This is a genomic window from Archangium violaceum (genome assembly GCF_016887565.1).
Classification (GTDB): Bacteria; Myxococcota; Myxococcia; order Myxococcales; family Myxococcaceae; genus Archangium; species Archangium violaceum_B.
Genome location: NZ_CP069396.1, coordinates 10,051,805 through 10,069,383 on the forward strand (window position 1 = coordinate 10,051,805; position 17,579 = coordinate 10,069,383).

A 17,579-nucleotide genomic window follows, 5' to 3' on the forward strand; every position below is an offset into this window, starting at 1 on the left:
GAGCGCTCCATCGGCCCCACCCTCCCCTCACCAATCCATGGGGAGGTAGGGGATGAGAAAGTGGCGTGGGATGGCACTGGCCTGCTCGCTGGCACTGGGGTGCGGCGGGCCGCTACCGGAGGAGGACGTGCAGGAGGGCGAGCGCTCGCAGGCCAGCGCTCCGAGCGAGCAGGGCGAGGGGGAGCTGGGCGCGATGTGGGAGCGCGCGGAGCCAGGCACCGCGCGGCTCGTCAAGGACATCTTCCCCCCGGTCCTGGGGCCGCCGTGGTTCGGGCCCTTCCCGGAGAGCCTCACGGCGTTCCGCGGGAAGCTCTACTTCGCCGCCAACTTCGAGGATGGCCGCAGGGAGCTGTGGAAGAGCGACGGAACCTCGGTGGGCACCGTGCCGGTGAAGAAGTTCCCACCGCTCTCCGGGTTCTCCTTCCCCAACTCGCTGACGGAGCTGACGCCGCGGGGCTCGCGGCTCTTCTTCGTGGTGAGCGACGAGGAGCACGGCCGTGAGCTGTGGGTCAGCGATGGCTCCACCGGGGGAACGCGGCTGGTGAAGGACATCGCTCCGGGGTCCGCGGATGCCTCCCCGTTCAACCTGAAGCTCGTGGGGGACACCCTGCTCTTCTTGCGCGTCGTCCCCGCGACACCGTCCACACCCGAGCGCACCGAGCTCTGGAAGAGCGATGGCACCGAGGCGGGCACGGTGCGGGTGAAGGACCTGGGACCCGAGTCGTCGCTGATCTTCTCGCAGACCATCGTGGGCGACACGCTCTTCTTCGTGCTCTCGGATCCGGAGCACGGGTCCGAGCTGTGGAAGACCGATGGCACCGAGGCGGGCACGGGGCTCGTCAGGGACATCCGCCCGGGAGCCGACAGCTCCTTCCCATTCCATCTCACGGCGGTGGGCCCGTACGTCTTCTTCACCGTCACGACCGAGACCAACGGCTCCGAGCTGTGGAGGAGCGACGGCACCCCGGCCGGCACGGTCCGCGTCGAGACGCTCTCGCCGGGCCCGGAGAGCTTCAACCCGCGGCTGCTCGGCCCCATCGGGAACTGCCTGTACCTCACGCTGTCGGATCCCTCCGACCACCGCCTGCGCCTGTACAAGCTGAAGGTGGACGAGGCGGGCGGCGTCTCCCGGAGGCTCGTCTCGACCCTCCCCAATCCCTTCGCCGACCAGCCCGACTCGGATCCGTTCATCACCACCTTCACCGTCGCGGGCAGGAAGCTCTTCTTCGCGATGGCCATCTCCAGCTCGGGCCCGGCGCCGCGCGACGCCCAGCTCTGGGTGACGGATGGAACGGGCTCGGGCACGAGGCTGCTGCACCAGCCGCTGAGCCTGTTCGACGAGTTCGGGACCACGCTCCACACCCTGGACGACCGCGTCCTCTTCAGTGGCGCCGATGACACCCGGGGCCTGGAGCTCTGGGTGAGTGACGGGACGGTGGCCGGTACCCGGCTGCTGCAGGAGCTCGCACCGGGCGGGGCCTCCTCGTTCCCGCAGGCCTTCACCCGCGTGGGCACGAAGCTCTTCTTCGTCGCCAACGACGCGGTCCACGACGGCGAGCTGTGGATGCTTCCGCTGAATCGCTAGCACCCGACCCGCGGGAGGAGGCCCGCGAGAGCGTCGCGGGCCTCCCGGGCTCTACCGGGCGAACAGGCCGCGCAGGCAGAGGGCCACGTAGGCGGCGGAGAGCCCCGCCATGGCCGACTGGGACACGATGGCGGCGGGCCGTTCGAGCTTGTCACCGCGCAGCAGCGCGGGCAGCCGGGCGAGCGCCCGAGCCGTCCCCAGGAAACCCAGCAGCCCGAGGAGCGCCGAGCCTCCCACCACCGCCTTCCGCTGGGAGCCGCGCCGCCCCAGCAACCCGAGGCCGAGGGCAGCCGTTCCGAAGCCCGCGGGGATGAGTGCCGTCTTGTGCTGCGCTCCCGTCGCGACGAACCCGCCCACTCCGAGCGTCGTCAGCAGGGTCCCGTACCCGAGCGTCCAGTTCTCCACGCCATACCTCCTCGATTTGGATTCACCTGGGCCCGAGAAAGGGCCCCGGGAAATCTGGGCATGGCGCTGGAGTTCTGCTCGACTCCGCCTACTTCCCGACCCGGGTGAGGGTGGCGTTCTGGATGATGGTGCCTGGATACGTCTTCCCCTCTCCCGTGAACATCAGGTTGCCGGAGTAATTCAACTGGACAGCCTTGCCGGAGAGTGAAGCCATTCCGTTCGTGATCGTCTTGGTGAACGTGTAGCCATTCTGCACCTGGGTGCAGGCGGTTCCAGGCCTGAGGGTCGCCACATCACCCTCGACATCCGCGGGATAGGTACACGGTGTCCCCGCCGCCGGGATCTCGGAGATGAGGATGTCCGAGTCGGTCCCTTCCGAGATGCGGTAGGTGAACGAGAGCGGGTTGGTCGAACTCCCCTGGCCCGTCAAGGTGACGGTGGCGGTGCCCGCCACGTTGTAGGTGCCGTGGAACCGCTGACCGCCGAAACCACAGCCAGAGGTGGTGAGCGCGAGCAGGACAACGAGGGAGAGGGACAGGTTCTTCATGATGGCTCCTGGGGGTGTCATCGCGGCGCGTGGATGGATGAGAGGCATTGCCGCGTGTGCGCCGCGCCTGATGCAGGAGCCCTGCCAATCACGGAGGCAGCGGCGTTCCGAGTGACACATCCCTCGAGACGGCCCGTCGGCCATCCGGAAAGCAGGACGGAAATCCCGCCAGCGGGACGGAGCAGCCGTCAGTGCAGGAGCGGAACGGGTGAGCGTTCCGGATGACGGGGGAGCTCCACCGTGAAGACCGAGCCGGCCCCCAACGTGCTGCACACGCAGATGGAGCCACCCAACCGCTGGACGATCTCCCGGACGATCCACAGCCCCAGACCGAAGCCGCCGTAGTGCTGCTCGGACACGGCCCGCTCGAAACGCTCGAAGATGCGCACATGGTCCCGAGGCGCGATGCCGATCCCCTCGTCGCTCACGGTGAGCCACACGGTGTCCGCGTCCGAGCGCAGCTCCACCCGGATGGGCCGGCCCTTTCCGTACTTGATGGCGTTGGTGAGCAGGTTGATGACCACCTGCTCCAGACGCAGCCGGTTCCACTGCCCCACCGCGGGCGCGTCCACTCCGGCCAGCACCAGCATGCTGCCAGAGCGCGACATGTCCTCGTGGAAGCGCGTCACCACTTCACGCACCACGTCGGCCAGGTCCACACGCTCGAGCTGGAAGGACAGGTACCCTTCCTTGATGCGGGAGATGTCCAACAGCTCGTCCACCAGGTGCCCCAGCCGCTCCACCTGCCGGGAGATCACCCGCGCCTTGCTGGACACCTCTCCCGGCCCGAGGGGCCGCGCCTGGTGGGCGCCGCGCAACAGGCTCTGCGCCTGCAACCGCAGCGCCGTCAGGGGCGTTCGCAACTCGTGCGAGGCGATGGAGAGGAACCTGTCCCTCAGCTGGATGGCCTCGTTCGCCTCCTCGTACAATCGGGCGTTCTCCACCGTCATCGCCATGCGGCGCGCCACGTCTCGCGCCAGGGCCAGCTCGGTCTCGCCTGGGTGGCGCGAGGGAGAGGAGGTGAAGACGACGGCACCGAGCACCCGGCCGTGGATCGACAACGGCAGCCGGAGGGAGGAGCCCTCGGGCCCGGTGACGCGCATGTGCCCGGCGACCGGCGGGCCTCCCCGAGGCTCGGGCTCGAGCAGGACCCGCGATTCGGGCAGCGAGCGGAGCCGCTCCTCCTCGTGAGCATCCTGGTGGAACACCGCCACCCGCCGCAGCCGGCCGTCCCTGTCGAGCAGCTCCACCATGCACCCCTCGGCCACCAGGGGCACCACCAGCCGCACGGCCCGGGCGAGCACGGCCTGGAGCTCGAACCCCTCGGCGAGCACGGCGCTCAGCTCCGCCAGCAGGGCGAGGCGCTCGCGGGCGGCCTCCGACTCGGCGTGCGCCGTCTCAGCCGCCCGGGCCTGGAACTCCAGCGCGCGGCTGGCGCGCAGCTCTATCTCCGTCATCACCGAGATGGCCAGTGCCACGAGGATGTCCAGATCGCCATCCGTCCAGGCACGCGGCCGGGTGTCGATGACACAGAAGGTGCCGATGACCTCCCCCTCCGAGGCCGTGAGGGGAACGCCGGCGTACGCCACCACGCCGAGCTGGTCGATGGCCAGGTTCTCCCGCAGCACGGGATGCTGGCGTGCGTCCTCGATGAGGAGGGGCTGGCCCGTGGCCACCACGTGCATGCAGAAGGAATGGGTCAGGGGCGTCTGGCGGACGTCACACCAGGGGGGAGGCAGGCCCACGCAGCTCTTGAAGAACTGCCGGTCCTCGGCCACCAGGGTGACGAGTCCCACCGGGACGCCAATCACCCGCGTGGCCAGCCGGGCCAGTCGATCGAATGCCTCCTCGGCGGGGGTGTCCAGGAGGGCCGTGTGGCGCAGGACCTCCAGCCGGCGCTCGCGGCAGAGGGCGGGCTGGAGCTCCCTCGGCGCCGCATTCCGCTCCGCGCCATGTTCCAGCCCTCCGGTATGAGATGCGGAGTCGGACACAACCCCTCCTGAGCAGGGAACAGCATCGGTTCCGGAGCGATTGCGACCAGAGGGAGAACGGAGCGCCCGAGCCCCCTCTCAACGCTCGCGAGCCGGGCCCAGGTCCGGCTTCAGCGCCATCAACAACACCGGGCCGAGGAACGCATCCGCCAGGCCCGCCACCCACAGCGTCATCCCGGTCAGCAGGCCCAGGTGGGCGATGCCCTCGAAGCGGGAGAGCTGCAACAGCAGGAAGCCTCCCGCCACCGCCGCCGAGGTGACGAACATCGCCCGCCCGCACTCGTTGAGCGACTCCAGCGCCGCGCGCCGGTGCGGAGCCTCGGCCCCCTCGGCCTTCAGCGCCAGGTAGCGCCGCTTGAAGCGCACCAGGTACTGCAGCGTGTCGTCGTCCGCGATGACCAGCGCCATGCTCGCGATGATGACCGTGGACGGCTTCAGGCTGATGCCCAGCAGCGACATCGTCCCGAACAGCACGCCCACCGGCAGCACGTTGGGCACCAGACCGATGAGCGCCAGCTTCACGCTGCGCAGCACCAGGAAGAACGCCAGGAAGCTCACCCCCAGGGCCGACAGGAAGCTGCGCAACAGCCCCTGCGTCAGCATCCCCGTCACGTGCTCGGTCATCGCCAGGTTGCCCGTCACCGTGGCCCGGTAGCCCGGCGGCACCTCGCGCGACACGAAGGCGCGTGCCGACTCCACCAGCTCGTGCATCCGCTCCGAGCCCACGTTGGGCAGCAGCGCCACCACCCCCGCCGCGCTCCGATCCCCCGACAGCACCGTGTCCAGCGGCTGGTACTTCGCCAGCCGCGTCACCGCCCGCGCCGTGGACGCCTCGCTCTTCTCGAGCAGCCCCAGCGGCCCGAACACCGCCCGGTACACCGGCTCCAGCAGGCGCGGCAGGCTCACCACCGGCGGGTGCTCGGGGAGACCCGCGAGGTACGCATCCACCCGCTCCTGGAAGCCCAGGGCCTCCGGCGACAGCGCCGCCCCCTCGCGCCCCCGCTCCGGCTCCAGGAACACGGCCAGCGGCACCAGCCCGCCCAGCGCCCCCTCCGCGTACGTCAGCTCGGCCGCCAGCGGCGAGTCCTGCCGCAGGTCATCGAACACGCGGTACTCGTGCCGCAGCCGCGTGATGGACAGCACGCTCACCACCGCCACCGCGGAGGCCAGCACCAGCACCCGCCGGGGGCGGTGCACCACCTGCCGCTCCACCCATGCCAGCACCGAGTCCAGGGGTCGCGTCCGCGAGGCCTTCAGCTCCCTGCGAGCCCGCGCCGCCGAGGCCCTCGAGCGCAGCGAGAGCACCCACGGCAGCACCAGCATGTTGGCCCCCCACGCCAGCACCACGCCCAGGGCGGTGGCCAGACCGAACTCCCACACCGCCGTGAGGCCGATGAAGCCCATGGACAGGAAGCCCGAGGCGATGACGAGCTCGGTGGCCAGACACGGTCCGGCCGCGTGGGCCATGGCCTCGATCAGGGCCCGTGCGTACGGCGTGCCCGCGCGGCGGCGCTCCTCCAGGTCCGACAGCACGTGCACCGTGTCCGTCAGCGACACGATGAGGATGACGATGGGCGCGAACGAGGTGAGCACGCCGAAGGGCACCCCCACCCACCCCATGGCGCCCACCATCCACAGCCACGACACCACCAACGTCGCCGCCGTGGCGAGCACGGACCAGAGCTCCCTGTACGCGAACGCCACCAGCCCGAGGATGACGAGCAGCGCCAGGGGCAGCAGCAGCCCCATGTCCTCCTCCACCATGCGGGCCAGCGTGGCGCGCACCGCGGGCGCCCCCGATAGTGTCAGCTTCACCTCCGGCCCCGCGTGGCGGGCCAGCAGCTCCCCCGCCGCCAGGGTGAAGGCGCGCTCGGCCAGGATGCGCTCGACCCCCGCCCCCGAGGAGAGCGCCACCTGCACCACCGCGAGCTCCCGAGTGGGGTGCACCAGCACCCGGGCCAGGGGCTCCTTCCGGGCCTGGGCGAGCGCCTCGCGCAGAGCCTCCCCGCTCCCCCGCGACGCCTCGGGGAAGAGGAGTCCCTCCACCGTCATGGCCGACGCGGGCCCCACCACGTGCCGCACGCGGGGCAGGCCGCGCAGCGCCTCCTCCAGCTTCGCCAGCGAGGCCAGCCCCCCGGGGGTGAAGACGCCGGGGCCCTCGGCGATGACGAACACCTGCGAGTCCTCGCCGGGGAAGGCCCGCCGGTAGCGATCGAAGTCCGTCTTGGCCGCGTCGCCGATGGGGTGCATCCGCTCGATGGAGGGATCCATCGGCACGCGCGCGGCCCCCAGGACCGCCACCGCGCACAGCGCGAGCAGGCCCAGGCCCAGGGGCCACCGGCGGGCCAGCAGTCGCTCGAAGAAGGAGAGCCAGGTCACGACCGCTGCCTACGCCCTCCGGAGAGGAAGTACAGCATCTCCTTGCGGAAGCCGAACGGCTCGCGGGCGTGCGGAGGCAGCCCCACGGGCGCGGTGGCCGTCTCGGGCTCGGGCCAGCGCACCGTGCCGAAGACGACGTCCCACACCGTCAGCGTCCCGCCGTAGTTGCCCTTCCCGTCCTGACGGTGGTGGTGGCGGTGGTACGCCGGGCTGATGATGAGCCAGTCCAACCACCCCAGCGAGTACCCGCGCGCCGAGTGGTGGTACGTCAGCACCACCGAGTACAGCGCGAAGTAGAGCTGCACGGACAGGGGAGAGAAGCCCAGCCCCGCGAGCAGCGCCACCATGGCCGTGCCCGACAGCACCACCTCCAGCGCGTGCGTGTGCGTCACCATCCACACGCTGAAGTGCTCCTCGCGGTGGTGCTGGAAGTGGAAGCGCCAGAGGAAGGGGTGCTGGTGCTTCACCCAGTGGCTCAACCAGCTCACCAGCTCGGCCACCAGCATGCAGGCCACGAAGTCCACCACGGGGGGCAACAGGCCCGGCCGCATCAGCGTCGGCAGGTGCGCGTGGAACCACGCTCCCGCGGACTGCACCGCCAGCGTGGGAACGAAGCTGGTCACGAAGAAAGCCCAGTTGCGCCGCCGCCTCGGCCCCGCCTCGAAGCTGTCCGCCCGGAACTGCGGGTCGCGCAGCTCCAGCAACACCAGCGTCAGCATCGCCAGGGCCGTCCCGGTGTGAAGCATTCCTAGGATGTTCATCCGTGAACGAGACTTGCACGAGCCGGGCCGTGACGCCCAGGCACCCCGTCCCCTCCGCCAGCCAGGTGGGAAGGAGGAGCACCTGTGCACGGCGTGACACGCAAGTCGTGCAGCACAGGGACCAACCAGGGGAGCCCGTCCCGAGGGGCGAGCAGAACGGACTTGCAGGAGTCCTGCCCTTTCACTATCTCTCATGAAGGTGCCGAGGGGTGCCTGCCCGAAAAAGACGACGTCACCCTCGTTTGTCCCCGCGGTTCGACATGTTCGTTCTCGATGAATTCCTTCCACGGCCCACACTCGGGTAAGGGCCGACGACGAGGGACTTTTCATGGGAACCGACTCCCGCGCAGCCGTCACTCCCCTCCCACTCCGCGAGTGCAAGATCCGAGCGTCGTTCCTGCTCAAGGATCTGCTCTCTCCCGACACCCAGCGCTCCACCCGAGCGGCTGAGCGTCTGCGTGCCCTTCCGGCCTTCGCGGGCCAGACCCTGGGAGAGGTGCTCGCGAGCAAGGAGCGGATCCGCCGCAAGCATGCGCTCGCCGTCATCGCCCGCGAGCAGGGTCACGCCTCCTGGGAGGAGTTGAAGAACGCTCGCGGCGAGGAGGAGGAGACCCCTCCCCAGGTCGACTTCGAGCGCTTCTTCATCCAGCACTCGAGCGTCTTCCTCAACCGCTGGTTCTCCTCCTACCCGGAGGCACTCGCCTCGCTCCGGGCCATGGGGGGCTACCTCTTCCCCTACCGGCGGCAGTTCTTCATCTGCGAGGCCGACTTCCTGAAGGCTCGCGGCGTGGATGCCGCGGATCCCGACTGGGAGCGGATGGGACGCAACTGGGTGGAGCCGCTCGACCCGGCCGCCCGCGCACGCCTCGAAGAGAAGCTCATCGCGCTCGGCTACGAGAGCTGAAGCGCAGTCCCTTCACATCACGACACGAGGAGAATCCGCATGTCTTCCACCGATGACCGCGCCGCGCGCGGCGGTCCGACTTCGCGCGCCGAGCTGAAACGAGCCTACAAGGAGAAGCCGCCCCCGATGGGGGTGTTCATCATCCGCAATCGCGCCAACGGCAAGGTGCTGGTGGGCTCGGCCCTCAACATGCCGGGCGCGCTCAACCGCGCCCGCTTCGAGCTGGACAGGGGGATGAGCCGCAACCTCGAGCTGCAGGAGGACTGGCGGCGCCACGGGCCCGACAGCTTCACCTTCGAGCAGCTCGACGTCCTGAAGCCGCCGGAGGAGCCGGGCGCGGATCCAAAGGAGGAGCTGCGGGTGCTGGAGTCGCTCTGGCTCGAGCGGCTCCGACCCTACGGTGAGGCCGGCTACAACACCCCGCCGGAGTGAGACCCCGTCCCGGCGTCGGGCGCGGGGTCCACCAGCGAGCGCAGGTCCTGGGAGGAGAACGGCTTGTCGATCCGGCGGTTCTTCACCTGGCTCAGGAAGGTGCGGGCCTTGGGCGTGAAGGCGCCCCCCGTCATGAACACCATCCGCTCGGCCAGCTCGGGCGAGTGGCGTGAGAGCTCCTGGTGCAGCTCCACGCCGCTCATCTCCGGCATCATCACGTCACACAGGATGAGGTCGAAGCACTCTCCACCCGTGAGCCGCTCACAGGCCTCTCGCGCGCTCGTCAGCGTCACGACCTCGTGATCACGCTGGAACGTCCGGCGGATGGCCATTCCGATCATGGGCTCGTCATCCACCACCAGGATGCGGCAGCGCCGTGGCGCCGCGACCTTCACCGGGGTGCGTGGTGGCTCGGCTGGCCGCGCGGCGGCCGCCGCCTTCAGGGTGACGTGGAAGACGCTCCCCTTTCCGACGCGACTCTCCACGCCCATGCGTCCACCGAAGCTGGTCACGATGCCGTGGCAGATCGACAGGCCGAGCCCCGTTCCCACTCCGATGGGCTTGGTGGTGAAGAACGGCTCGAACACCCGCTCCAGGTTGTCCTCGGGGATGCCCGCGCCCGTGTCGTGCACCTCGATGAGGACCTCCGAGCCCTGGGCGCGTGTGACGACGCGGATCTCGTTGCGCTCCACGTGCCCCTCCGGAATGGCATGCGCGGCGTTGACGAGCAGGTTGAGGAACACCTGTCCGAGCCGTCCCTCTTGCGCCTCGACCGCGAGCGGCTCGCCATAGTCACGCACCAGCCGCGCGCGGTGCTTGAGCTCGTTCATGGCCATGCCGATGGACATCTCGAGCACGCGGTGCACGTCCACGGACTCGGGGCGCGCGTCCTCGTCCACGCGCGAGAACATCTTCAACTGCCGGACGATGTCACTCACCCGGACGGCCCCCTGCCGGGTATCGGAGAGCAGCTCGCGGGCCTCTCTCCGCGACCCCTCGGACAGCTCCGCCCGTGGGAGGACGCTCGTCTCCAGGTGGTCGAGGTTGGAGATCACATAGGCGAGCGGGTTGTTGATCTCATGCGCGACGCCCGCGGCCAGGACGCCGAGCGACGCCATGCGGTCCGCGCGCAGCAGGCGGGCCTGCAACTGCCTGCGCTCGGTCAGGTCGCGGACGCACCACAGCAGGCACGGCTTGCCATCGAACATCATGGGGACCTGGGTGATCTCCACGAGCGAGTGGCCGCCCGCCTCGCGCAGGACGCGGTTCTCCCTGGGAGGAATCGGGCACCCCGAGCGCAACGACTCGGAGATGTCATGCTGGAGCTCGACCCACGCTTCCGGTTGAAGGAACTTCTCCCCCAGCGCGGTGATCGATTGCCCCACGAGCTCTTCCCGGGACGAGCACCCCAGCAGGGTGACGAGCGCGGGGTTGGCGTAGATGAGATGATCTCCCTCCTGCACGCTCACGCCATCGGGGAGCCGCTCGATGAGCTCGCGGAAGCTCTCCTGGGAGCCGCGCAGCGCCTGCACCGTGCGCGCGTGCTTGAGCGCATAGCGGATGGACCGCCCCAGGAGCGTCGGCGTGAGCTGGGACTTCTGGAGGAAGTCGTCGGCCCCGGCCTCCTCGGCCTGATGGTCGATGGTGTCGTCCTCCTGCCCGGTCAGCAGGATGAACGGGCCATGCCATCCGCGTTGCCGGGCCCGTTGGAGCAGCTCGAGCCCCGTCATCGAGCCGAGCCGGTAATCCAGCAGGCACACGTCATGACGGCCGGACTCCAGCGCCGCCAGGGCCTGCTCGCAGTTGGCCACCCACTCGAGCACCACCCGTCGCGGACCGATGGAGCGCAGGCAGTCCCGGGTCAGGATGAAGTCGTCCTCGTCATCCTCGACGAGCAGCACCTGGATGGGGGAAGCGTTGGCCTCAAGGCTCATGGGAGCGGCGCGCGGGTGGCAGCTCGACGATCTGGAACCAGTGCTTGTCGAGCACCCTCACGACATCGACGAGCCCCTCGAAGGTCACCGGCTTGGTGATGAAGCAGTTGGCCCCCAGGTCGTAGCTGCGCAGGATGTCCTCCTCGGCCTTGGAGGTGGTGAGGACCACGACGGGGATCATCTTGAGCACCGGGTCGGACTTGATCTCCCGCAGCGCCTCGCGGCCGTCCTTGCGGGGCATGTTCAGGTCCAGGAGGATCAACCCGGGCCGGGGGGAGTCCTTCGGGTCGGTATAGCGGCCGCGGCGGTGCAGGTAGTCGAGCAGCTCCTCGCCGTCCTCGACGAACCGGAGCTCGTTGACGAGCCGGCTCTCCTCCATCGCGGTGCGGGCGAAATCCCGGTCGTCCGCGTCGTCATCCGCCATCAAGATGGTTACGGGCTTCTTCTGCTCCATGATGTCTCTCACTTGTACATGTGCCGCTGGAGCGGCAGCGTGCCGATGAAGGCCGACCCGGCGAGGCCAATTCCCAAATGAGTTTTTCCCCTCTTGGACACGCTCCCCTCAGCCGCCAGCTCTACGGCCGGAGAGAATTTCTACGAGGGGAACGTAGCATGGAGGCAGACGAGGTGAAGCATTCGTCACCTCGGACAGACAGGCATGCCAGGACTCGCACGTGCTGTCTGGGAAGGCGCTGGCGGGTGCTTCTCCCGTTGCTCCCTGGGAGGGTGGTGCACCAGGCGCCCGGCTCGAAGCGGGTGTGCCGGGGTATGGTCCAGGACATGTGGAACCCGGAGAAGGAGCACGAGGCCATCGCGGCGTTGTTCGGGGGCAAGGGCATCGTGCGTGTCTGGAACCTGTACACCGGCGAATTCACTCCACCGTTCACGGCCGTGCTCGCGTGTGAGCTGGAGCCCGGTGGCAGCGTGGGCCCCCACGTCCAGAAGGAGGACGACGAGCTCGTGCTCGCGCTGGAGGGGCACGGCGCCGCGTACGTCGATGGACAGCGTGTCGCGCTCGAGCCCGGAAGCCTCGTCGGCCTGGCGGTCGGGAAGACCCTGGCGCTGGAGAATGCCTCCAGCGAGACCGCGCTGCGCTACCTCATCATCAAGGCGCGCTGAGCCTGGGCTAGAGTCGCCACCATGAAGGCCCTGCTCAACCAGTTGGATGCGCTGCCCCCCGGAGACGCCGTCTTCGATCTCGACAACACCCTGCTCGTCGGAGACATCGGCGAGGCCACCCTGCGGCGTCTGCTGCACCGGCTGCCCCCACGGGCCGCCTCCCTCCTCGGCACCACCGATCCTTGGGGCGCCTACGAGGCGCTGGCGGCTCGCGACTGGTGCGGAGCGGGCGACGTGGCCGCCCAGGCCCTGGCCGGGCTGAGCCCCGGCGAGGTCGAGGCGCTCGCCACTGACGTGCTGGAGCGGGGCGAGGTGCGGCTCAACCCGCACACCGTCGAGTTGGCCCGAGCGCTCTCCCGGCGCCACCGGGTGTGGATCCTCACGGGCTCGGCCGAGCTGCTCGGACGGGTGGCGGGGGCGCGCATGGGCATCGAGCGCGTGGTCGGCATGCGCCTGCGCGAGGTGGAGGGGCGGCTGAGCGATGAGCTGCTGCCGCCCTGCACCTGTGGCGAGGGCAAGGTCCTGGCCACCCGCCAGCTCATCACCGAGCGCCCGGTCTTCGCCATCGGAGACTCCCCAACGGACCTTCCCGTCCTGCGACTGGCCACGGTCGCGCGGACGCTCGGGAAGATCGCCGGCAGGGAGTTCCCCGCCCTGGAGACGTGAGCAGGCAGGGGAGCGAGGAAGCCGGCGTACGATTCCTGAGGGCGCCCGGCCTCCCATGCCCATATATGTAGGCGCATGCTCCATGTGATTCCCCTGGGAGGACTGGGTGAGATTGGCCTCAACGCCATGGTCATCGCCTGCCGGGGGGAGATGCTGCTCATCGACTGCGGCTTGATGTTTCCCCCCAGCGGCACACTGGGCGTGGACATCGTCGTGCCGGACTTCACGTACCTGCGGCAGAACGCCTCGCTGCTCAAGGGCATCGTCCTCACCCACGGCCACGAGGACCACGTCGGCGCCCTGCCCTTCCTGCTCAACGACGTGCCCGTGCCCGTGTACGGCACCCGCTTCACGCTCGGCATGGTGCGCAACCGGCTGGAGGAGCTGGGCGTGGAGGCGGACCTGCGCGAGATAGAGCCCCGCAACCCCTTCCGGGTGGGGGCCCACTTCACCGTCGAGGCCTGCCGGGTCACGCACACGGTGCCGGACGCGGTGGGCTACATCGTCCGCACCCCCGAGGGGCCCGTCATCCACACCGGCGACTTCAAGCTGGATCCGGACCCCATCGACGGCCTGCGCACGGACCTGGAGCGCTGGGGCGAGCTCGGCGACGAGGGCGTGCTCTGCCTGCTGTCCGACTCCACCAACTCCGAGCGCACGCACGAGACGGGCAGCGAGCGCGAAGTGGAGCAGACCTTCGAGCGGCTCTTCCGCGATGTGCAGGGCCGCATCGTGGTGAGCATGTTCGCCTCCAACCTGCACCGCATCCATCACGTGCTGCAGCTGGCGCAGAGGCTGGAGCGCAAGGTCGTCACCATGGGCCGCAGCATGGCGCGCAACATCGAGATGGCGCGCCAGCTCGGGTTCCTCCCCGGCATCCATGACGCCCTCTTCGTCCCCCTGGACGCGGCGCCCACGGTGCCCGCCGGGCGCCTGCTGGTGCTCGCCACCGGCTCCCAGGCCGAGCCGCGCGCCGGCCTCTCGCAGCTCGCCGCCGGAGACGGTGCCCTGCGCCTGGAGCCCGGAGACATGGTCGTCCTCAGCGCCCGCGCCATCCCCGGCAACGAGCGCGCCGTGTCCGGCCTCATCGACCAGCTGCTCTGGCGCGGTGCCCGCGTCATCTACCCGGAGCTGGAGCCGGGCGTGCACGTCTCCGGCCACGCCAGCCAGCCCCAGCAGCGGCGCGTGCTGGACCTGGTGCGCCCGCGCAACTTCGTCCCCATCCACGGCGAGCTGCACCACCTCCACCGCCACCTGGCCACGGCGAAGGAGTCCGGGCTGGCCCCCGCCAACCTCCTGCTCGCCCAGGATGGGGACTTGCTCGTCTTCGAGGAGGGCCAGGGCCGCTTCGCGGGCAGTGTGCCCACCGGCCGCATCTACCGGGACCGCTTCGGAGGAGGTGTGGTAACACCCGACATCCTCCAGGATCGCACACGGATCGCCGAGACGGGGCTGATCGTGGCCGCCCTCGTCATCGACCGGGCGAGCCTGTCCGTGATGGCGGGGCCGCAGCTCACCGGCCAGGGACTGAGCCTGGACGAGCAGGTGTTGCTGCCCCGGGTGGCGGAGGACGCCCGCGCCTTCTTCCTGGAGATGTCCCCCCAGCTCCGGGGGGATGACGCCCGGGCCCGGGAGGAGCTGGCACGCGCCGTGCGCCGGGCCTTCAAGCTGTATACATCCAAGCGGCCCGTCGTGGTGCCGATGATCATCAAGGTGTGATAAGGGCGCGAACTGCCATGCCTTCCTTCGACGTCGTCTCCAAAATCGATATCGCCGAGCTCGACAACGCGGTCAACCAGGCCAAGAAGGAGATCTCCACCCGTTACGACTTCCAGGGCGTCAACGGGGACATCGTGCTCGCTCCGGACAAGACCTCCATCACGGTGAAGGCCAACAGCGAGGAGAAGGTCCAGGCCGCCAAGGAGGTCCTGCTCAACAAGCTGGCCAAGCGCGGCATCTCGCTGCTGGCGCTGGAGTACGAGCCCATCGAGAAGACGGGCCTGTCCAACGTGAAGCAGCTCATCAAGCTGCAGCAGGGCATCCCGGTGGAGAAGTCCAAGGAGCTGGTGAAGCTCCTCAAGGACTCGAAGATGAAGGTCCAGGGCTCCATCCAGGCCGATCAGCTGCGCGTCACGGGCAAGAACAAGGATGACCTCCAGGCGGCCATCGCCCTGTTCCGCAAGGAGCAGGACCGGCTGCAGCTCGACATGCAGTTCACCAACTTCCGGGACTAGCCGTGCGCGCACTCGTCGTTTCCGCCGTGCTCGGGGCGCTCGCCCCGGTGGCCGCCTCCGCCCAGGAGCAGGAGCCGGCTCCGGAGCAGCAGCGTCCCACCAAGGCCGTGCCCTCGCTGCCCAAGGCCCCGAAGCTGGATGGGGACCTCAAGGACTTCCCCGGCACGCTCACCCTCAAGCCCCCCGCGTCCATGGACGCGAGCGCCTCCTTCACGGCCCGCGCCGGGTGGCGCAAGGACATCCTCTACGTGGGGGTGGAGGCCACGGACGATCAGCTCCAGGCCGGAGACGTGCTCACCCTCACGCTCTTCTTCCCCGATGCGGGGGCCACCGCGAGCGGCCACGTGTTCCGCTTCGCCTTCGACGGCAAGCGCGCCTCGCCGCCGGAGAGTGGCACCTCCGAGTTCGCCCAGAAGCTGGTGGACGCGGGGGTGAAGCGCAAGGACAGCAACCTGGCACTCGAGGTGGCCATCCCCGCCCGTGCCCTGCCGCGCATCCCCGCGGTGGAGCCGCTCGTCCTCGACCTGTGTCTCACCTATGACGACGTGGATGGAGCGGGCGCCAAACCCGTCCCCGTCACCAACTGCAAGGACGGGAGCATGGTGGGGGATGCCCTCAAGCTGCCGGACGACTTCCGCAAGGGTCTCAAGCTCAAGCCCCCGGAGGGCGTGGTGGCACTCGAGGGTCAGCCGGACGGCTGGCTGGGCTACGGCGTGCTCCACTATCCGCTGTGGGTGGAGGCGGACGCGCCCCTGACCCCTGGCCTGGTCAAGGCCCTGGTGGCCCCGAATGCCGTCTCCGCGGAGAAGGTCGGCGTGAATGTGCCGGAGACGTTGTCCCTGCCGGATGGAAGGCCCCTGCTCGCGGTGTTGACGGGCGACAATCCGTACACCTCGGACGGCAAGTGCAACGCGGACAAGGAGTTGCGCCTCGCCCTCTACCTCGTGAAGGGGAAGACGGCACAGCGGGTGCTCGAATGGCCGGCCGCCACGTGTGGGCTGGGCCGAGCGACGAATGTGGTGCTCGATGAAGAGGGCGCGTTGAGCATCGGTTACTCGAACGGCCCGACCATCAACTTTGCTTGGAGTGGAGACCACTTCGAGCGGACCGAACTCGGAAAGCGGTAAGAGCTGTGCAGAATCCCCCCGATACCAAGAACCTCTACATGATGACCCTCGGCTGCCCGAAGAACCGGGTGGACTCCGAGGTGATGCTGGGCACCCTCAAGCAGCGGGGCTACGCCCTGGTGCAGGATCCCTCCGAGGCGCAGGTCATCGTCGTCAACACCTGTGCCTTCATCGGGCCCGCCAAGCAGGAGTCCGTGGACTCCATCCTGGAGATGGCCGAGTTCAAGAAGTCGGGGGCGTGCAGCACGCTCGTCGTCACCGGCTGTCTCTCGCAGCGCTACGGCGCCGAGCTGTCCAAGGAGATGCCCGAGGTGGACCATTTCCTCGGCACGGGCGCCTACGCGCAGATCGGCGACCTGCTCGCCGCCGAGGCCAGCCCGCGTCAGGTGATTCCGGACCCGGACTACATCCACGACGCGAAGACGCCGCGCGAGAACTCGATGCCGTCCTACACGGCATACCTGAAGATCTCCGAGGGCTGCGACAACGCGTGCGCCTTCTGCATCATCCCCACGCTGCGTGGCGGCCAGCGCTCGCGCACCATCGAGGACATCGTCGCCGAGGCGAAGCGCCTGTCCGAGCAGGGCGTGCAGGAGCTGAACCTGGTGGCGCAGGATCTGACGGCGTACGGGCATGACCTGCCGGGCAAGCCGAAGCTGCATGACCTGCTGCGCGAGCTGGTGAAGGTGGACGTGCGGTGGATCCGCCTGCACTACGCCTACCCGCGCGTGTTCACCGACGAGCTCATCGAGCTGATGGCGACGGAGAAGAAGATCGCCCGGTACCTGGACATGCCGCTGCAGCACGCGAGCGACAAGCTGCTGCTGTCGATGAAGCGCGGCCGGGACTCGAAGTTCCTCAAGGAGCTGCTGGCGAAGCTGCGCGCCCGCGTACCGGGGCTGGTGATGCGCACCTCGATGATCGTCGGCATGCCCGGCGAGACCGAGGAGGACTTCGAGATGCTCAAGGAGTTCGTGAAGGAGCAGCGCTTCGAGCGGCTCGGCGTGTTCCAGTACTCGGACGAGGAGGGCACGGCGGCGTACGAGTACGAGAACAAGGTGCCCAAGCAGACCATCGAGCGCCGCTGGCGCGAGGTGATGGCCATCCAGAAGCGCATCAACCGCGAGCAGAACAAGAAGCTGGTGGGGCAGCGGATTGAGGTTCTGGTGGAGGGCCCGAGCGAGGAGTCCGAGCACCTGCTGGTGGGCCGCCACGAGGGCCAGGCGCCGGAGATCGACGGACTGGTCTACATCAACGACGGTCTGGCCTACCCGGGCGAGTTCGTCACCTTGGAGGTGACGGAGGCGCACGACTACGACCTGGTGGGCAAGGTGGTCGAGCGGCCGAACCCGAAGGACCGCGTGCACAAGCCGCGTGACTCCTTCCCGATGGCCGTGGTGCCGTCGGCGCGGTGATAGCGCTCAGGGCTCGCTGAAAGGCCAGTATCGGGCAGTTGGAAGGCGGTCCTCCCCATGGAGGCCGCCTTTTTGCTTTC

16 protein-coding genes are annotated in these 17,579 nt (G+C 69.1%); 9 read left to right on the top strand and 7 right to left on the bottom strand.

Annotated elements, in window-relative coordinates:
• The first annotated feature begins 52 nt into the window (after nt 1-52).
• Nucleotides 53-1,585, top strand: a complete 1,533-nt coding sequence (locus tag JRI60_RS39995) for an ELWxxDGT repeat protein (RefSeq protein WP_204221265.1) — start codon at nt 53-55, stop codon at nt 1,583-1,585.
• Between the two features lie 51 nt (nt 1,586-1,636).
• On the opposite strand, the gene JRI60_RS40000 is transcribed toward JRI60_RS39995, so the two are convergent.
• The 5 genes from JRI60_RS40000 to JRI60_RS40020 all read right to left on the bottom strand — a co-directional run bounded on the left by JRI60_RS40000 (nt 1,637) and on the right by JRI60_RS40020 (nt 7,668).
• Nucleotides 1,637-1,990 (bottom strand): hypothetical protein, encoded by a 354-nt coding sequence (locus tag JRI60_RS40000; protein WP_204221266.1) that lies wholly within the window; start codon nt 1,988-1,990, stop codon nt 1,637-1,639.
• A gap of 88 nt (nt 1,991-2,078) precedes the next feature.
• Complete coding sequence (locus JRI60_RS40005; RefSeq protein ID WP_204221267.1) at nt 2,079-2,537, bottom strand: hypothetical protein; 459 nt, start codon at nt 2,535-2,537, stop codon at nt 2,079-2,081.
• Nucleotides 2,538-2,725: 188 nt separating this feature from the next.
• Complete coding sequence (locus JRI60_RS40010) at nt 2,726-4,528, bottom strand: sensor histidine kinase (protein WP_204221268.1); 1,803 nt, start codon at nt 4,526-4,528, stop codon at nt 2,726-2,728.
• A gap of 78 nt (nt 4,529-4,606) precedes the next feature.
• Nucleotides 4,607-6,907, bottom strand: a complete 2,301-nt coding sequence (locus tag JRI60_RS40015) for an efflux RND transporter permease subunit (protein WP_204221269.1) — start codon at nt 6,905-6,907, stop codon at nt 4,607-4,609.
• A complete protein-coding gene (locus JRI60_RS40020) occupies nt 6,904-7,668 on the bottom strand; it encodes a sterol desaturase family protein (protein ID WP_204221270.1) in 765 nt (254 codons plus the stop codon). Before JRI60_RS40020 ends, JRI60_RS40015 begins: the two co-directional genes overlap by 4 nt.
• Nucleotides 7,669-7,996: 328 nt before the next feature.
• Here JRI60_RS40020 and JRI60_RS40025 point away from each other — a divergent pair, with 328 nt between their 5' ends.
• Nucleotides 7,997-8,572 carry a hypothetical protein gene (locus JRI60_RS40025; RefSeq protein ID WP_204221271.1) on the top strand — a complete coding sequence of 192 codons (576 nt, stop codon included), beginning with the start codon at nt 7,997-7,999 and terminating at the stop codon, nt 8,570-8,572.
• A gap of 39 nt (nt 8,573-8,611) precedes the next feature.
• A complete protein-coding gene (locus JRI60_RS40030; RefSeq protein ID WP_204221272.1) occupies nt 8,612-9,004 on the top strand; it encodes a GIY-YIG nuclease family protein in 393 nt (130 codons plus the stop codon).
• On the opposite strand, the gene JRI60_RS40035 is transcribed toward JRI60_RS40030, so the two are convergent.
• Both JRI60_RS40035 and JRI60_RS40040 read right to left on the bottom strand, forming a co-directional pair.
• Entirely contained in the window at nt 8,983-10,938 is a 1,956-nt protein-coding gene (locus JRI60_RS40035; protein WP_204221273.1) for an ATP-binding response regulator, read from the bottom strand. The genes JRI60_RS40030 and JRI60_RS40035 overlap by 22 nt on opposite strands.
• Nucleotides 10,928-11,392 carry a response regulator gene (locus JRI60_RS40040; protein WP_204221274.1) on the bottom strand — a complete coding sequence of 155 codons (465 nt, stop codon included), beginning with the start codon at nt 11,390-11,392 and terminating at the stop codon, nt 10,928-10,930. Before JRI60_RS40040 ends, JRI60_RS40035 begins: the two co-directional genes overlap by 11 nt.
• Nucleotides 11,393-11,706: 314 nt before the next feature.
• On the opposite strand from JRI60_RS40040, the gene JRI60_RS40045 reads away from it, so the two are divergent.
• The 6 genes from JRI60_RS40045 to rimO all read left to right on the top strand — a co-directional run bounded on the left by JRI60_RS40045 (nt 11,707) and on the right by rimO (nt 17,499).
• Nucleotides 11,707-12,057, top strand: a complete 351-nt coding sequence (locus tag JRI60_RS40045) for a cupin domain-containing protein (RefSeq protein WP_204221275.1) — start codon at nt 11,707-11,709, stop codon at nt 12,055-12,057.
• A gap of 21 nt (nt 12,058-12,078) precedes the next feature.
• Entirely contained in the window at nt 12,079-12,723 is a 645-nt protein-coding gene (locus JRI60_RS40050) for an HAD family hydrolase (RefSeq protein WP_204221276.1), read from the top strand.
• 75 nt (nt 12,724-12,798) lie between these two features.
• Complete coding sequence (locus tag JRI60_RS40055) at nt 12,799-14,442, top strand: ribonuclease J (RefSeq protein WP_204221277.1); 1,644 nt, start codon at nt 12,799-12,801, stop codon at nt 14,440-14,442.
• 17 nt (nt 14,443-14,459) lie between these two features.
• Nucleotides 14,460-14,957: a YajQ family cyclic di-GMP-binding protein gene (locus JRI60_RS40060; protein WP_204221278.1), complete on the top strand. Its 498-nt coding sequence runs from the start codon at nt 14,460-14,462 to the stop codon at nt 14,955-14,957.
• A gap of 2 nt (nt 14,958-14,959) precedes the next feature.
• The gene (locus JRI60_RS40065; RefSeq protein WP_204221279.1) at nt 14,960-16,084 is read left to right on the top strand and encodes a hypothetical protein; all 1,125 of its coding nucleotides are present in this window, start codon (nt 14,960-14,962) and stop codon (nt 16,082-16,084) included.
• Between the two features lie 41 nt (nt 16,085-16,125).
• Nucleotides 16,126-17,499 carry a 30S ribosomal protein S12 methylthiotransferase RimO gene (rimO, locus tag JRI60_RS40070; protein WP_239470889.1) on the top strand — a complete coding sequence of 458 codons (1,374 nt, stop codon included), beginning with the start codon at nt 16,126-16,128 and terminating at the stop codon, nt 17,497-17,499.
• Nucleotides 17,500-17,579: the final 80 nt, after the last annotated feature.

What these genes read in the sequence shown, in the direction of transcription:
- JRI60_RS39995 (WP_204221265.1), top strand. Translation starts at nt 53, where the DNA reads ATGAGAAAGTGGCGTGGGATGGCACTGGCCTGCTCGCTGGCACTGGGG.
- JRI60_RS40005 (WP_204221267.1), bottom strand. Translation starts at nt 2,537, where the DNA reads ATGAAGAACCTGTCCCTCTCCCTCGTTGTCCTGCTCGCGCTCACCACC.
- JRI60_RS40020 (WP_204221270.1), bottom strand. Translation starts at nt 7,668, where the DNA reads ATGAACATCCTAGGAATGCTTCACACCGGGACGGCCCTGGCGATGCTG.
- JRI60_RS40025 (WP_204221271.1), top strand. Translation starts at nt 7,997, where the DNA reads ATGGGAACCGACTCCCGCGCAGCCGTCACTCCCCTCCCACTCCGCGAG.
- JRI60_RS40030 (WP_204221272.1), top strand. Translation starts at nt 8,612, where the DNA reads ATGTCTTCCACCGATGACCGCGCCGCGCGCGGCGGTCCGACTTCGCGC.
- JRI60_RS40035 (WP_204221273.1), bottom strand. Translation starts at nt 10,938, where the DNA reads ATGAGCCTTGAGGCCAACGCTTCCCCCATCCAGGTGCTGCTCGTCGAG.
- JRI60_RS40040 (WP_204221274.1), bottom strand. Translation starts at nt 11,392, where the DNA reads ATGGAGCAGAAGAAGCCCGTAACCATCTTGATGGCGGATGACGACGCG.
- JRI60_RS40045 (WP_204221275.1), top strand. Translation starts at nt 11,707, where the DNA reads ATGGTCCAGGACATGTGGAACCCGGAGAAGGAGCACGAGGCCATCGCG.
- JRI60_RS40050 (WP_204221276.1), top strand. Translation starts at nt 12,079, where the DNA reads ATGAAGGCCCTGCTCAACCAGTTGGATGCGCTGCCCCCCGGAGACGCC.
- JRI60_RS40055 (WP_204221277.1), top strand. Translation starts at nt 12,799, where the DNA reads ATGCTCCATGTGATTCCCCTGGGAGGACTGGGTGAGATTGGCCTCAAC.
- JRI60_RS40060 (WP_204221278.1), top strand. Translation starts at nt 14,460, where the DNA reads ATGCCTTCCTTCGACGTCGTCTCCAAAATCGATATCGCCGAGCTCGAC.
- rimO (WP_239470889.1), top strand. Translation starts at nt 16,126, where the DNA reads ATGACCCTCGGCTGCCCGAAGAACCGGGTGGACTCCGAGGTGATGCTG.